Genomic DNA, 15,251 nt, shown 5'->3' with positions numbered 1-15,251 from the left:
ACGTTTCCCGCGCTTTCGCGGCTCCAAAATCTTCTGCCGTATTAATACTTTAGGCTTCCATTAATTCAATTTATGAAGAAGACCCTATTGTTATTTTTTGCCTTTACCATTTCACTTTTAGTACATGCTCAGCAAACTCCGTTTGAGCTGAGTGGAGGAAAGCAAACGGCTACCTATACCGAAGTCATCAGCTATTTCAAAAACATAGCTCAAAAATATCAGGAAGCTAAGTTCATTGATTATGGAACTACCGATGTAGGTAAACCGCTAAACCTGATCGTTCTTTCTAAATCAAAAGATTTCGACCCGGTTTCGCTGCATAATAAAGGCAAAGCGATCGTATTGGTCAATAATGGAATTCATCCGGGCGAGCCGGAAGGAATTGATGCCACCATGATGCTGGTGCGAGACCTACTGGAGAAAAAACAATTGCCCGAAGATGTAGTCCTTTGTTTTATTCCGGTTTATAATATTGATGGAATGCTGAACCGGGGACCAAACTCAAGAGTTAACCAAAATGGACCGCTTGAATATGGCTTCCGTGGAAATTATAGAAACCTAGACCTTAACCGTGATTGTATTAAAACCGATTCCCGCAATTCATTAGCGTTTCAGCAGATCTTTCAGCAATGGAAACCCGAGGTTTTTGTAGATAACCATACCAGCAACGGAGCCGATTATCAATATGTGATGACCTATATCGCCACACAAAAAGATAAGCTCCAGCCTGATGTATCAACCTATATGAATAAAAAACTGATCCCGGTGTTGCTGGATAAAATGAAGGCTCGTAAGTTTGAAATGGTTCCCTATGTAAATGTTTGGGGAGCCACACCCGACAAAGGTTATGATGGCTTTGATGATTCGCCAAGATATACCACCGGTTATTCTACCTTGTTTAATACGATTGGCTTTGTGGTTGAAACGCATATGTGGAAACCATTTGATCAGCGTGTTTGGGCCACTTATGGGTTTATGGAAGAATTGATCAAACAAGTGAATACTGATACAAAGCAAATTGTTGAAACCAAACGCAAGGCAGACGAGTCATTGAAAACCCAGGTTTCTTATCCCTTGAATTGGAAATTAGATACCGCAAAGGCCGAACAATTTATCTTTAAAGGTTTTGAAGGAAAGTATAAACCAAGCGAAGTAAGCGGCTTAGAACGCTTGTATTATGACCGTACAGCACCTTATGAAAAGACAATCAATTATCGTAATTCATTTATTCCAACAGTAACTGTTGAAAAACCCTGGGCCTATGTAATTCCGCAATCATGGACCAAGATAATTGAGCTGCTGAAACTTAACGGTGTTCAAATGAAGCCTTTGCCAAAAGATATGACTTTAAAAGGGGAAATGTATTATATAGATGATTATAAAACAGGGAACCGACCCTATGAAGGCCATTACAATCATTCAGCAGTCATTGTGAGGAAGGATACCATGAGTGTTCAATATTATAAAGGCGATTTTGTTGTACAAGTTGACCAAACAGTAAACCGATATATTGTAGAGACGTTGGAACCGCAGGCCATTGATTCTTACTTTAACTGGAACTTTTTCGACAGTATTTTAGGGCAAAAAGAGGGCTTTTCTGATTATCTGTTTGAAGATATTGCTTCGGAGCTATTGAAAAATGATAAAGCATTAAAGGAAAAGCTCGACGCCAAGCGTGCTGCCGACCCTAAATTGGCTCAAAACGCCTATGCCCAACTCGATTTTGTTTATAAGAACTCACCTTATTACGAAAAAACTCATAACCGATACCCGGTAATGCGACTATTACAACCGATTTACTTAGGATATTAAATTAAAGCGCTCCGAACATTCGGAGCGTTTGTTTTATCAAAAAGTATGAGCACAAATAGGTAAGGGGGTATGGATGAAATCGCCGAATTGGACCCTTTACAAAAAATACCGGAGTATTTTTTTCAGTAGGGTCCCGGTTGACGACTTCGGTATAAAATTTAATTGTAAATCCCCAAGGATCATGTTCGGTATCAGCTGATCATTTCTCTTCTCTTTTTCTTCCATGGCATATTATAAATAGTGTTTGCGTAAAAGTTGAATTCAAATTTAAAGGCACCCTTTGCATCAATCAAATTGATTGCTTTTATAACCTGATAGAAAAACTTGATATTTGTTCAGACTTAAAAGGATGGGCAGAGATATTCAGTTGCCATCTTTGAGCAAGTATTTACTACTAACAACATGACATTAACACAATTAGAATACATAGTTGCCGTGGATACGCATAGACATTTTGCATCGGCAGCCGACAGCTGTTTTATTACTCAACCAACGCTAAGCATGCAAATTCAAAAGCTGGAGGAAGAGTTAGGGATTAAGGTTTTTGATCGAAGCAAGCAGCCGGTATTACCAACTGAGGCAGGGAAGGAAGTCATTGCTCAAGCGCGGATTGTATTGCAGGAATCGGCTCGGTTGAAGGAAATTGTAAAAAATAAGGTGGGTGAAATTGAAGGTCATTTGCGTTTAGGCATAATTCCTACGCTTGCGCCATATCTTCTGCCGCTGTTTTTAAATTCATTTTTGGAGAAATACCCAAAAGTAAAAATCAGCGTTTGGGAACAAACCACCGAAAGCATTATTGAGCACCTAAAATACAACCGATTAGATGCAGGCATTTTAGCCACTCCATTGAACGACAATAGCATATTCGAATATCCATTGTTTTACGAGGAGCTTGTTCTGTATGTTTCTCAACGGAACGAATTAATGGATAAGCAGTTTGTATTGGCAGATGATATTGATATTAAAAAACTGTGGCTGCTGCAAGAAAGTCACTGTATGCGTTCGCAGATCATGAACTTATGCCAACTGCATAATCAATTAAAAGACGATAATAATTTTGAATACGAGGCGGGCAGTATTGAAACCCTAAAAAAGATGGTGGAGCTAAATAACGGAATTACCATTTTACCTGAACTGGCCGTAAATGATTTATCAGAGGAGAAGAAAACTCAGGTTCGCAATTTCATTGCCCCGGTTCCGGTACGCGAGATAAGCATTGTAACGCACCGCAGCTATGTAAAGAAGCGTTTAATTGATGCTTTAAAGGCCGAAATAGTAAATGTTGTTCCAGCGCATATGCTTCAGCGTGAGCAATTGAATATTGTACCAATATAATAGTCATCAGTCACCAGCCTGCAGACTGAGGACTGGATCCTGCCAACTGAACCCTTTTTTCTTTTCGTTAAATAAAATACCTTAGCAGCCATTTAAAATTTTATGCAAGAAATTCTTCAAACCACACCGGTTGCGACAATTATATTCGCTTTTACCGTTTTTACAAGCGCGTATGGATTGTATTTTAATCATGATGTTAACTACCAATTCAGTCTGCATCCCTATAGTATTAACCGCGGAAGCCGTTATTACACAGTTTTAACCAGTGGCTTAGTCCACGGCGATCTGGGGCATTTATTATTTAATATGCTCACCTTTTACTTTTTCGCTTTTAAGCTTGAGCAGTTCTTTGTAATGGCTAAAGGTCCAATGGGACATTGGCTGTTTGCAGCAATGTATATTATCGCCTTGGTACTAAGTGATATTTCAACCATTATTAAGCACAAAAACAATATTCATTATTATAGTTTAGGGGCATCAGGAGCCATTTCAGCGATTTTATTCAGCATGATCTTATTTATGCCCAATATGAAAATTGGGATGCTTTTTATTCCAATAGGAATACCGGCCTACATTTTTGGGCCACTCTATTTGGCGTATTGTGTTTATTCATCCCGCAATCAACGCGATAATGTTAACCACGATGCACACTTTTACGGCGCCGTGGCGGGGTTACTGTTTACTATTATCCTGTTTCCGGGTATTCTTTCAGCCTTTTTACAACAATTGCTGGGCTAAGGCAGCTAGGTTCAATAACAATATTTTGAGCACCGATACTTGTATCGGTGCTTTTTATTTATACGATGTTGATGGTGTTCAGAAAGAAGCCGACATGAGCCCAGGAAAGTAATAAGATGTAAAGTTTACCAAAATGATTAATCATTTAAATCATACCGGAGTGCGAATTCAGGCTTTAGTTGACCCATTATAAACCAGTATGTTTAGTCGCGTGGAAGATATTCGAAAAGGCAGGGGCACCAATGCTCATGAAGTTTATTTTAACGTTACCGGTCAGGAGGCTACCGGTGATAATTCTGATAATTCACCAAAACTCGCTGAACTGAAATCGGCAAGCCGTAAGGCAACGTATTAATGGTCAAGTTTCAGGAATCACAGAGAAGGTTTTACCTGTAGTTGATGTAAATAGTGTAATAATCATGAATAAACGCAGGAACTAACTTGGAACCAGTGTTTTATCTGTTTATTTTAGATAAACGAGCCTATTAATTACTTACAGCATTCACAACAACTATAAACTTATGAAAAACGGTCTGGTTCTCTTACTTGGTTGTATTTTATTGATCGGTTGCAAAAAAGGAGACAATGAGATTGAGGACCCTCAAACGCATCCTGAAATGTTTTACAAAAACCTCGAAGACACAGAAGTGAGATTTGACCAGATTAAATACCTGGACATTGACAACGACGGGGCCAAAGATTTCTATTTTAACGTTCAATTATTGGGAGATCCGGTTCAGCAACGAGACAGGATACAATATTTAGCAAACTCCTTACAGCAGGGATACTTATTGAATGATGCTCAGGATCAATCTCCGATTTTAAATAAGTTCGATCCGGTCTCTAATACACATGAAGGATATACCTGGTATGAGAATTCTTCCATATTACTAGCAGAAAAAATTGTAACCTTCAATGGAAATTTTTGGGAGGGTCTCTGGAAAGATGCCGATCATAAGTTTCTTCCAGTACAGGTTAAGAAGAATCAATCACTATATCATGGTTGGATAGAGCTCTCTATCAATACAGGAAAAGAAGTGCTCATCTTGCATCGAAGTGGTATCAGTAAAAAAGAAGATAAGGAAGTAAAAGCCGGATACTAACATCCGGCTTTCTGAACGGCTTAGTCTGCTTTGGAAAGTGTTAGAGAAAAAATTCTAAAATTCTCTTTCTACAAATGCCTTCATATAACCTTTAATCAGATTTCGAGTATGAATAAAGGCTTCACGATTCTGCTCATAATCTCCGGGTAGTTTTGCCGGATCAGGAAAATCATGGTGGAATTGTTTTGCTATAGTAGGAAACACCGGACAACGTTCCTTCGCATTATCACATACGGTAATCACAAAATCGAAATCAATACCTGCATATTCATCTACATTATTGGAGGTATGTTTTGAAATATCAATTCCGTCTTCAGCCATTACTTTTACCGCTTGGGGGTTAATCCCGTGAGTTTCTACGCCGGCACTATAAATTTCTGCTTTATCACCTGCAAAAAGCTGTAAGTAACCATGTGCCATCTGACTACGACATGAATTACCTGTACAGAGTACCAATACTTTTTTCATTTTTAAATAGTTGTTGATTATCTAGGTTGATTTTATTTCTTGGAACTTTGTTTTTTGCTTGAGGGCGAAATTTACTAGCAAGATAAGTACAGGAACCTCAATCAACGGACCTATTACCGCTGCAAAGGCTACTCCCGAATTGATCCCGAAAACCGCAATGGCCACAGCAATACCCAGCTCAAAATTATTCCCTGCAGCCGTAAAGGCAAGAGATGTTGACTTCTCATAATCGGTTCCTGCTTTTTTAGCCAGAAAGAAGGCAGAGAAAAACATGATTCCAAAGTATAATAGTAAAGGAATAGCGATATGTACCACATCAGAAGGGATTTTTACGATTAGATCTCCTTTTAAACTGAACATTACAACAATGGTAAATAATAAAGAGATCAAGGTAATTGGGCTGATGGCAGGTAAAAAGGTATGTTCATACCATTCTCTTCCTTTAAGTTTCATCAATAAGGTTCGAGACAGGAAACCGGCAATAAATGGAATACCCAAATAGATGAATACACTTTGGGCAATCTGTCCAATACTGATATCAACTATTGTAGATTGGATTCCGAAAAGCAAAGGCAGTTTGGTGACAAAAATCCAGGCGTATAAACTGTAAAACAACACCTGAAAAATACTATTGAAGGCAACTAAGCCGGCGACATATTCTCTGTCGCCCCCTGCCAGATCATTCCAAACGATGACCATTGCTATACATCTGGCAATACCTATCATAATTAAACCGATCATGTATTCAGGATAATCCCGAAGAAATACAACGGCGAGTATAAACATCAAGGCAGGACCTATGATCCAGTTCTGGATTAAGGATAAACCCAATATTTTTTTATTTCTGAATACATCCCCCAGCCTGTCGTATCGCACCTTGGCTAATGGGGGATACATCATTAAAATTAAACCGATGGCTATAGGAACGTTCGTTGTTCCACGGTTAAAGCGGTTAATGAAATTTGGGGTTGAGGGGGAAAAGTATCCAATTCCTACACCCATAGCCATGGCAAGAAAGATCCACAGCGTTAGGTTTCGGTCTAAAAATGAAAGTCGTTTTTGCATGCTATTCAATTCCTACTATTTTACTTCTTCGTTCCAACAATATGGTATCTCTCCAAACACCATCCATTTTGCCAATTTTTTCACGCTTGCCCACAATCCGGAAATCAAATTTTTGATGAAGAGCTAAGCTTCCTTTATTTTCTGGAAAAATGCCAGCCTGAAGCGTCCAAAGGTTATTTTTCTCACTCTCGGCGACCAAATGATTGAGCAATAAAGCACCAATACCATAGCCGCGATAGTTTTCGCCCACGTAAACACTCACTTCGGCCACGCCTGCATACACACAACGACCCGAGACCCTGGTTAAGGCCGCCCAGCCAGCAACTTTATCGTCAATAAGTGCTACGAATCGACACTCTTGTAAATGACCTTCATTCCACTCTTCCCAGGTTGGAGCCGACTGTTGAAAGGTGGCATTACCGGTGGCGATACCTTCTTCATAAATTGTTTTTACAGCTTCCCAATGTTCGGGAAGCAAAGGAGAAATTGTCATATAGTTGATAAGTTATTCCGGTGGAGAACGAACGTTGTTCAACTGGTTTCTTCATTGAATTTAAGTTTTCCTTGAGATGAATCCAAAGTCCCCTTTAGGGGATTTAGGGTTAACTACAACAACCCGGCTGGCAACAAGCTTCAGGTTTTTCGGCATAAACCGTAATGCTGTAAATTCCAAGTTTACTTTCCTTAAAAGCAGATAGCTCTTCTTCACTTATATAATTCAAAAGTATATCATCAGGAATATTGATGACTTTTTCTTTCTGCAATGTTATATTCTTAAAGCCGGCCTTCGAAATAAATCCAAGATACTCATCTTTTTGAATCGCTCCCGATACACAGCCTGCATACATTTCGGCGGTTTGCTTTAAAGCTTCCGGTAATGCTCCCACCAATACTATGTCTGAAATGCTGAAATGCCCGCCAGGTTTAAGTACACGATAAATTTCGTTAATCACATTTTCCTTATTCGGAACAAGGTTTAATACGCAGTTACTCACAATTACGTCGGCGATTGCTGATGTAACGGGCATTTTCTCAATATCGCCATAACGAAATTCCACATTGTTATACCCCAGTTTCTCTGCATTAGCCCGGGCCTTGTTAATCATTGCCTCGGTGAAATCAATACCGATTACATTACCCGTGTCACCGGTTTGGCTTCTGGCAACAAAGCAGTCGTTTCCGGCACCTGAGCCAAGATCAATTACCACATTGCCCTTTTTAATTTTGGCAAATTCTGTAGGCAAACCGCAACCTAATCCTAAGTCAGCATCTGCGTTGTAACCTTCGAGTTTCGTATAGTCATCGCTCATGATGTTATACACTTCTTCCGAGCAGCAACTCGCTCCGCAGCAAGAGCCCATGTTTGTTTCCTTATCCTGTAAGGCAATTTCGGTATACTTTTCTTTTACCAGGTTTTTTAATTCTACTTCTGTTTTCATAATAATTAGATTAAATGCTTGATTGCAATATTACGATAAATAGAGATAAATTTTTTTAACAACAGGATTTACCTACTATTGGCAGGCTATTAAAAAGACTTCCGAAAGTTTTGTTATAGTGTTTCCATACCTCTTCGTCAATGCAATAACAAACACTTGTGCCTTCAATGGTCCCTTTTATAATTCCTACTGCTTTTAGTTCACGCAAATGCTGGGAAATGGTAGCTTGAGCCAATCCAATCTCGTCAACTAAATCGCCACAGATACAGCTTTGCGATTTCAAGAGCTGTTGAATAATGGCTATTCGGGCCGGGTGAGCCAATGCTTTCATCATTTGCGCCAGCTCGTTTTGTTCCTGGGTAAATATTTCAGTACGGGTAACTCCCATTTTGTTAATTTATATATCGTAATATTACGATTAATATTTTATTCCGCAAATAAATTTTAAAATTACAGCTCGATTAATTGTGCCTCTTGCTTTTTGTATTTTTGACCTCAACGTTTAATCATTTGTAAGTTGAAAAAATTAATTCGCCTTTTTATAACCACTATCATTATCCTTTTGTTGGCTGGCGCCTGCTTGTTAAAGCGTAACGATTTTACGCCTCTGGAGCAAACGCAATATTACCCGGCTACCATGCAAGCCTTAACAGCCTTAGCGCCTAACAAAGGCTATGGCAAGGCTTTAAAATGCGGCTGGGCAATGGAGAACATCACACCAGATTTTAAGGTGCATGTAGCAGGTTACGGGGTTCGATGGAAAAACTATTCGGGTATTCATGACAGCATTTTTGTGAGGACCCTGGTCTTTGATAATGGGTTGCAAAAGGCGGCGTTAGTTTCACTCGACATGATGATCGTTCCACCGTTGGTGGTTGATAAGGTGATGCCGAAGCTAAAGAAGATGGGGTTTTCGCGTGCGCAGGTTTACTTTGGTGCCACACATACACACAGCAGTGCAGGAGGATGGGCAAAAGGCTTGGGAGGATGGGCACTTGCGGGGCCGTTCAATGAGGAAATGATAAATAAGGTTGCCGACGGAATTGTAAACGGCATTAAAAGAGCCCAAGCCAGCAGTGCAAAATGCACTATCGGTTTTGAGGCGATCAATGCGGCAGACCTTGTATCTAACCGACTATTTGGTGATAAATTTCCAGAAGATCCTTATTTACGGGTGATTAAAATTGAAAAAGCGAACCATGAATCGGCCATGCTGTTAAGCTATTCGGCTCATGCCACTTGTATCTCTAAACGAGATAACCTCATAAGCTGTGATTATCCGGGAATGCTGGTGCAAAAGCTTGAAAAGGCAGGCACCTGTAACTTTGCCACTTTTTTTGCCGGGGCGGTTGGCAGTATGCGCCCGGTAATAGATAGCCTCAAAGGATTCCCAAAGGCAGAAGCCCTGGCCACTAAACTTCAGCAGCGACTTTCGGACCATGATAGTATAAAAACAGATACCACTTCCTTTATCTCTACAGCTTACCTTCCATTGCAATTACATGAACCTCAATTACGGGTAAACGACGAATATCGCTTACGCCCATGGGTGTTTAATGCCTTATTGGGTGAACAACAAATTGGGATGAACCGCCTTCAATTAGGCAACATTGTGCTGATAGGTACTCCGTGTGACTATTCGGGCGAAATGGTGGAGCTATCAGAAGAAGTGAGTACTAAAACCAAACGAAACTTGCTCATTACCTCTTTCAATGGCGGCTATGTGGGCTATATCACTCCTGATAAATACTACGATAGCGTTAAAGCAGAAACCCGCGAAATGAACTGGTTTGGCCCTCATAACGGTCGTTATTTCAGTGAATTGGTTAACGGTTTGATCCTAAAGTGAAGAATGACTGTTTAATAGAATGATCTTTTTAATCAATACAATCTGCCCTAAATGGTAATGGCAATGTTCAATTAAGCCATGGATATTTCGGTAATAGTTGCCATATTTTTCATCTGAAAAAGGTTCCCATAGCTTATTTTCTGGCAATTGCTCAATTAACTTCGTAAGCCGTTCAGCTTCCGTAAAACTTTTGTTGAGCAAGTTTTCCCAATCTTGTTCAGAGGTGATCGGAGCAAGATCAAAACTGAACTTATCATGTGCATTGAGCGGTTTTCCTTGTAAAACCTCAATAATTGCACTTACATAATAATTGGTATGAAAAACCAATGCTGCAATAGTATTGAAAGCGTAAATTTTTGTTGTAGCTTGCTCCCATGTAACATCAGCAAGGCTCTCCTTGAAATTCACAGATGTCCAGTTTCCTCCAAAATAAACGCTTTTAAAATGCTGAGCTATTTGAGTTGTAATGGTCATGTTTTTAATTGTTTAATTGTGAATTGATAATTAATCGCCATGAGGGACCATGTTAGGCAATTTTTTGATATCCCGTAAGTAATAATCAAAATGCCTTTTCATTTCTGCCAGTTTTTCCTCTCGATATTCAGTTATACCGTGATCAGCACCCTCATAAAGAATGAACCGTACGGGATGCCTGCATTCATAAAGTTTGTTCAGCATCTCCATCGATTCCTCCGGAAGGACTCTCCAGTCGGCACTGCCTTGCATAAGTAGAATAGGGGTTGTAGGACAAAGTTGGTCGGCCCAAAACACTGCTGAACGCTCCTTTAAACTTGTTTCTTTGGTGGTGTTATAATTTGGAATGAGTTGGCTAAAGACGTTTTTCTCCATATTAGGTCTACTGGCAATGTTTTTAAAAGCGTTTGCCAAGCCGGCAGTAACAACAGCAGCCTTAAATCTGCAACTTCTTTTGAGGGCCAGATAAGTCATCATGCCACCTCTGCTCGTTCCTTCCATTCCAATTCTTGAGGTATCGGCCTTAGGGATCTGTGCAAGCACTTGGACCAGGTTAAGCACATCGTCCACATCTTTTCCTCCATACTCTTCCTTGCCTTCGCCTCCGTCATTCCCTCGGTACTGGCTGGCAATAACCACGTAATCCCAACTAGCCAATCGGCCTAAAGAGCGTCCGATGCCTAATGGGGTCCATTGGCCAAAATCTCTGTTTCCGCCACGATTCGAAATTATGCAAGGGTATTTACCGGGCTCTTGGGGCTCGATAAGATAGGCCGTTACCTTTAAACCGTCCGATAAATAGGTTATTCGGGAATAGTTTAAGCCGAGAATTTTGGAGGCAATAGGTTCGTCATGACGTGTTTTAATCATGGCAACAACGCTGTCGGGTAATACGTAAGGTTCCTTCGTTATAATCTTGCCATCTTGAGCATAAATAGGATAGATAACATGCAATAGAACAAGAACCAGGATCAGTTTTTTCATAAGATAAGATTGATGAATAAAAGATTTAAGCATTGGATTTGTCTTTGATCAGATCATCAGTAATGCTAATCGAATTAGAATTTATAAAAAAAATAAGAGGTTTAAAAACGACTGTAGATCAATACGTATTTGCATTCTGCAGGAAAGGTTTATTTTTGCGTCATTAAAATCTCTTTATAAAATATTGATCTGATCTATTCAAAAGTGTAAAAGCTTTTCACAGCTCGATTTGTTTAGAAAACAAGTCCGAGCGTTTAGTCTATTTGTTATATTTTATAAAGAGAATCATGAATCCATCATTAATAATAGCCGTAATCGGCGGCACCGGAAAATCGGGAAGTTACCTTGTAAAACAATTATTGAATCAAGGTTATCAGCTTAAACTACTCCTTAGAAATCCTGATAAGCTTCAAATCAAAAGCCCTAAAATTGAAATCATCACAGGTGATATAAATGATTACACTACCATTTATCAACTGATCAAAGGTTGTGATGCTGTAATAAGCACTTTAGGTTTAGGAATTCCAGCAAGCGAACCAACAATCTTCTCTCAATCATCTTCAAATGTTTTAAAAGCAATGAATGAACTAGCTGTTCGGCGATATATTGTAACCACCGGACTGAATGTTGACACCCCGTTTGACAAAAAGACCGGTACAACAGCGTTTGGCACCGATTGGATGAAGAAAACCTTCCCTCTTTCAACAGCTAACAAGCAATTGGAGTATGATATTTTAAAAGCTAGTAGTATCGATTGGACATTGGTAAGGCTCCCATTAATTGAACTTACTGATGAAGTTGGCGAAGTGACTGCAAGTTTAGAAGATTGCCCAGGAGAAAAGATAAGTGCAACTGATTTGGCGGATTTTCTAATCGAACAATTAACAGACCGAAGATTTATTCAGAAAGCGCCTTTTGTTGCCAGTAAAATATAATAGCAAATTTTTATTAACGCCAATAAGTAGGCTATAGATTTACAATAATGAAAAAGGCAGATTAGCCATAAAATAGAATGAGCCCGGCACAGTACCGGGCTCATTCTATTGATCTGAATTTATTTTTACAGCCTAACTTTTAAGGAATAATTCACCAAAAGGTTGGCCATTCTTTTTATTTTAAATCGAATCGATCGAGGTTCATGACTTTAGTCCAGGCAGCAATAAAGTCTTTGACGAATTTTTCCTTCGCATCATCACTTGCATAAACTTCAGCTAAAGCTCTTAATTCTGAATTTGACCCAAATACAAGATCTGCTCTTGTCGCCGTCCATTTTGGTTGACCAGTTATTCGATCACTACCTAAATACAATTCTTTGTCATCGCCCATGGCTTTCCAGGCAGTATTCATATCAAGCAAGTTAACAAAGAAATCATTTGTCAGCTTTCCTGTTTGCTGAGTAAATACTCCATGTTTGGCTCCATCAAAATTGGTATCTAATACTCGCATACCTCCAACCAGCACGGTTAGCTCCGGAGCTGTAAGGGTGAGTAATTGGGCCTTATCTATTAATAGCTCTTCGGTTGAAACAGGACGTTTTGTTTTACGGTAGTTACGGAACCCGTCGGCTTTTGGTTCAAGATAACCGAATGACTCAACATCGGTTTGTTCTGCAGAGGCGTCCATTCGCCCTGGTGTAAACACTACTGCAACTGGATAACCAGCATCATTAGCAGCCTTCTCAACTGCTGCCGACCCAGCCAGCACGATTAGATCTGCCAATGAAACCTTTTTGCCATCGGTTTGCGATGCATTAAATTCATTCTGAATTCCTTCTAATACCTTAAGTACTTTTTGCAATTGTACAGGGTTATTTACCTCCCAATCTTTTTGCGGAGCCAGGCGAATGCGTGCTCCATTTGCGCCCCCACGTTTATCTCCACCTCTAAAAGTAGAAGCTGATGCCCATGCTGTTTCCACTAACTCAGAAATACTTAAACCTGAGGCAAGTACTTTTGCTTTTAAACCGGCAATGTCACTTTCATCTATTAGAGCATGGTTAACTGAAGGAATAACATCTTGCCACAGGAGTTCTTCTGCCGGAACATCAGCGCCCAGATAACGAGCGCGTGGTCCTAAATCGCGGTGAGTTAATTTAAACCACGCCCGGGCAAATGCATTAGCAAAAGCATCCGGATTTTCAAGAAAATGTCTTGATATCTTTTCAAACTCCGGATCCAAGCGTAAAGTCAGGTCGGTAGTAAGCATAGTTGGCTTTAACTTTTTAGAACCATCATAAGCATGCGGAATGGTTTCATCGGCAGTCTTAGCAATCCATTGATGTGCACCTGCAGGACTTTTGCTTAATTCCCAATCGTATTTGAATAGATTTTCAAAGAAGTTATTACTCCATTGTGTTGGGGTGGTGGTCCAGGTTACTTCTAATCCACTGGTAATAGTGTCAGCCCCATTTCCACTACCATAACTGTTCGACCAGCCAAATCCCTGCTCTTCAATTCCGGCTCCTTCAGGTTCTTTTCCAACATGATCTGTTGGGGCCGCTCCATGGGTTTTACCAAAGGTATGTCCCCCTGCTATTAAGGCCACAGTTTCCTCATCATCCATTGCCATGCGCCCAAAAGTATCTCTAATGTCTTTTGCTGATTTCAGTGGATCAGGATTGCCATCAGGTCCTTCCGGGTTAACATATATTAAACCCATTTGAACTGCTCCTAATGGATTTTCAAGGTTACGGGAGTGAGTTGGACCATCGGGACTATCGTCAGCTGATAATACCCCTCCCGCTTTTTCTACACCCTCAGACCCATGGGCGTAGCGAAAATCCCCCCCTAGCCAGGCTTCTTCAGACCCCCAGTATACATCTTCATCCGGCTCCCAAACATCTTCGCGTCCGCCTCCAAATCCAAAGGTTTTAAAGCCCATTGACTCTAATGCCACATTGCCGGTCAGGATCATTAAATCTGCCCACGAAATCTTATTGCCATATTTTTGTTTAATAGGCCACAGCAACCTGCGGGCTTTATCTAGGCTTACGTTATCAGGCCAGCTATTCAGCGGGGCAAAACGCTGTTGACCGGCCCCGGCACCACCACGACCATCACCCACGCGGTAAGTTCCGGCACTGTGCCAGGCCATACGAATAAATAATGGACCATAATGCCCAAAGTCGGCCGGCCACCAATCTTGTGAATCAGTCATAAGCGCATCCAGATCTTTTTTTACAGCTTGTAAATCCAGGCTGTTGAATGCTTCTTTATAATTGAAGTTTTTATCGAAAGGATTAGATAATTCGGAATGCTGACGAAGTATCGATACATTTAAACGGTTAGGCCACCAGTCTTTATTTAACCGTGCCTGAGCTCTTAAATTGCCGTTACCATTAGTAGCTCCGGTGAATGGGCACTTGCCGCCATTAGCTGTTTTATCTTCCATAAAGATTTATTTTATTTATTTATTTCGAATTTAATTCACTTATAAACATAAATCAAAGCGATAATATTTATGAACGCATAGATATTATCTATGCTTTGACGGGAAGTAACTTAGGGCAAGAAATTGATGGGAGTTTAACAAATAACGATAGAAAATCGGATATATTCTAATAATTGTTATTCTAAATTAGGGACTTTAGTATGTAACTTAAATGGCTATTGATCCATAGCATTTGATATACTATCGATCTATAACTAAATTACTGATTATTAAACCAGTATAGCAAAAACGATGGGAAACTCATTTAAAGAGACCTTTAATGTAAAAGGCGAGGAACTGTTAAATAAGATAAAGGAATTGATCAACGAAGGCAATGTTCGAAAGATCATTATTTTGGATAAAAGCGGAAAAGAGATCATGTCGATACCGCTTACCATTGGGGTTGTGGGAGCTGTGTTTGCGCCGGTTTTGGCAGCTATCGGCGCCATGGCGGCTTTAATAGGTGAGTGTACAATATCTGTTGAACGTGAACCTGAGGAATAAGAATCATTAACCGCAGAGATGCAGAGTCGTAAAGTTTTTGTCCCTCTG

16 protein-coding genes and 1 pseudogene are annotated in these 15,251 nt (G+C 40.1%); 8 read left to right on the top strand and 9 right to left on the bottom strand.

Annotated elements, in window-relative coordinates; genetic code table 11:
* Nucleotides 1-72: 72 nt before the first annotated feature.
* Complete coding sequence (locus tag C3K47_RS00720; RefSeq protein WP_103787158.1) at nt 73-1,812, top strand: M14 family metallopeptidase; 1,740 nt, start codon at nt 73-75, stop codon at nt 1,810-1,812.
* Nucleotide 1,813: 1 nt separating this feature from the next.
* Here C3K47_RS00720 and C3K47_RS19830 read toward each other — a convergent pair.
* Nucleotides 1,814-1,999: pseudogene (locus C3K47_RS19830) on the bottom strand (catalase); the annotation flags it as partial.
* Nucleotides 2,000-2,214: 215 nt separating this feature from the next.
* Here C3K47_RS19830 and C3K47_RS00710 point away from each other — a divergent pair.
* From C3K47_RS00710 to C3K47_RS00700, 4 genes are all read left to right on the top strand, one after another.
* On the top strand, nt 2,215-3,150 hold the full coding sequence (locus tag C3K47_RS00710) for a hydrogen peroxide-inducible genes activator (protein ID WP_103787157.1): 936 nt from the start codon (nt 2,215-2,217) through the stop codon (nt 3,148-3,150).
* Nucleotides 3,151-3,252: 102 nt separating this feature from the next.
* On the top strand, nt 3,253-3,888 hold the full coding sequence (locus C3K47_RS00705; RefSeq protein WP_103787156.1) for a rhomboid family intramembrane serine protease: 636 nt from the start codon (nt 3,253-3,255) through the stop codon (nt 3,886-3,888).
* A gap of 199 nt (nt 3,889-4,087) precedes the next feature.
* Nucleotides 4,088-4,243 (top strand): hypothetical protein, encoded by a 156-nt coding sequence (locus C3K47_RS19425; RefSeq protein WP_165784596.1) that lies wholly within the window; start codon nt 4,088-4,090, stop codon nt 4,241-4,243.
* Nucleotides 4,244-4,409: 166 nt separating this feature from the next.
* Nucleotides 4,410-4,991, top strand: a complete 582-nt coding sequence (locus tag C3K47_RS00700; RefSeq protein ID WP_103787155.1) for a hypothetical protein — start codon at nt 4,410-4,412, stop codon at nt 4,989-4,991.
* 54 nt (nt 4,992-5,045) lie between these two features.
* Here C3K47_RS00700 and C3K47_RS00695 read toward each other — a convergent pair whose 3' ends face one another.
* The 5 genes from C3K47_RS00695 to C3K47_RS00675 form a co-directional block, all read right to left on the bottom strand.
* Nucleotides 5,046-5,459, bottom strand: coding sequence for an arsenate reductase ArsC (locus C3K47_RS00695; RefSeq protein WP_103787154.1), 414 nt, complete (start codon nt 5,457-5,459; stop codon nt 5,046-5,048).
* A 21-nt stretch (nt 5,460-5,480) separates the two neighbouring features.
* Complete coding sequence (arsB, locus tag C3K47_RS00690) at nt 5,481-6,524, bottom strand: ACR3 family arsenite efflux transporter (RefSeq protein WP_103787153.1); 1,044 nt, start codon at nt 6,522-6,524, stop codon at nt 5,481-5,483.
* 1 nt (nt 6,525) lies between these two features.
* Nucleotides 6,526-7,017, bottom strand: a complete 492-nt coding sequence (locus C3K47_RS00685) for a GNAT family N-acetyltransferase (protein ID WP_103787152.1) — start codon at nt 7,015-7,017, stop codon at nt 6,526-6,528.
* A 109-nt stretch (nt 7,018-7,126) separates the two neighbouring features.
* Complete coding sequence (locus tag C3K47_RS00680) at nt 7,127-7,963, bottom strand: arsenite methyltransferase (protein WP_103787151.1); 837 nt, start codon at nt 7,961-7,963, stop codon at nt 7,127-7,129.
* Between the two features lie 55 nt (nt 7,964-8,018).
* Nucleotides 8,019-8,351, bottom strand: a complete 333-nt coding sequence (locus C3K47_RS00675) for an ArsR/SmtB family transcription factor (protein ID WP_103787150.1) — start codon at nt 8,349-8,351, stop codon at nt 8,019-8,021.
* A gap of 129 nt (nt 8,352-8,480) precedes the next feature.
* Here C3K47_RS00675 and C3K47_RS00670 point away from each other — a divergent pair, with 129 nt between their 5' ends.
* Nucleotides 8,481-9,812 (top strand): neutral/alkaline non-lysosomal ceramidase N-terminal domain-containing protein, encoded by a 1,332-nt coding sequence (locus C3K47_RS00670; protein ID WP_103787149.1) that lies wholly within the window; start codon nt 8,481-8,483, stop codon nt 9,810-9,812.
* On the opposite strand, the gene C3K47_RS00665 is transcribed toward C3K47_RS00670, so the two are convergent.
* Together C3K47_RS00665 and C3K47_RS00660 are read right to left on the bottom strand one after the other, a co-directional pair.
* A complete protein-coding gene (locus tag C3K47_RS00665; RefSeq protein WP_103787148.1) occupies nt 9,804-10,286 on the bottom strand; it encodes a DinB family protein in 483 nt (160 codons plus the stop codon). The two genes, C3K47_RS00670 and C3K47_RS00665, sit on opposite strands and share 9 nt — an antisense overlap.
* A 30-nt stretch (nt 10,287-10,316) precedes the next feature.
* Nucleotides 10,317-11,270 carry an alpha/beta hydrolase family protein gene (locus C3K47_RS00660; RefSeq protein ID WP_165784595.1) on the bottom strand — a complete coding sequence of 318 codons (954 nt, stop codon included), beginning with the start codon at nt 11,268-11,270 and terminating at the stop codon, nt 10,317-10,319.
* A 287-nt stretch (nt 11,271-11,557) separates the two neighbouring features.
* Between C3K47_RS00660 and C3K47_RS00655 the strand changes: the two genes are divergently transcribed.
* Nucleotides 11,558-12,205 (top strand): NAD(P)-dependent oxidoreductase, encoded by a 648-nt coding sequence (locus C3K47_RS00655; protein WP_103787146.1) that lies wholly within the window; start codon nt 11,558-11,560, stop codon nt 12,203-12,205.
* A gap of 175 nt (nt 12,206-12,380) precedes the next feature.
* On the opposite strand, the gene katG is transcribed toward C3K47_RS00655, so the two are convergent.
* Nucleotides 12,381-14,660, bottom strand: a complete 2,280-nt coding sequence (gene katG, locus C3K47_RS00650) for a catalase/peroxidase HPI (protein ID WP_103787145.1) — start codon at nt 14,658-14,660, stop codon at nt 12,381-12,383.
* A 291-nt stretch (nt 14,661-14,951) separates the two neighbouring features.
* Here katG and C3K47_RS00645 point away from each other — a divergent pair, with 291 nt between their 5' ends.
* Nucleotides 14,952-15,203 carry a DUF4342 domain-containing protein gene (locus C3K47_RS00645; RefSeq protein WP_103787144.1) on the top strand — a complete coding sequence of 84 codons (252 nt, stop codon included), beginning with the start codon at nt 14,952-14,954 and terminating at the stop codon, nt 15,201-15,203.
* Nucleotides 15,204-15,251: the final 48 nt, after the last annotated feature.

Source organism: Solitalea longa (assembly GCF_002920915.1).
Classification (GTDB): Bacteria; Bacteroidota; Bacteroidia; order Sphingobacteriales; family Sphingobacteriaceae; genus Solitalea; species Solitalea longa.
The sequence above is the reverse complement of the archived record's forward strand: the minus strand, read 5'-3'. Positions and strand labels throughout refer to the sequence as shown.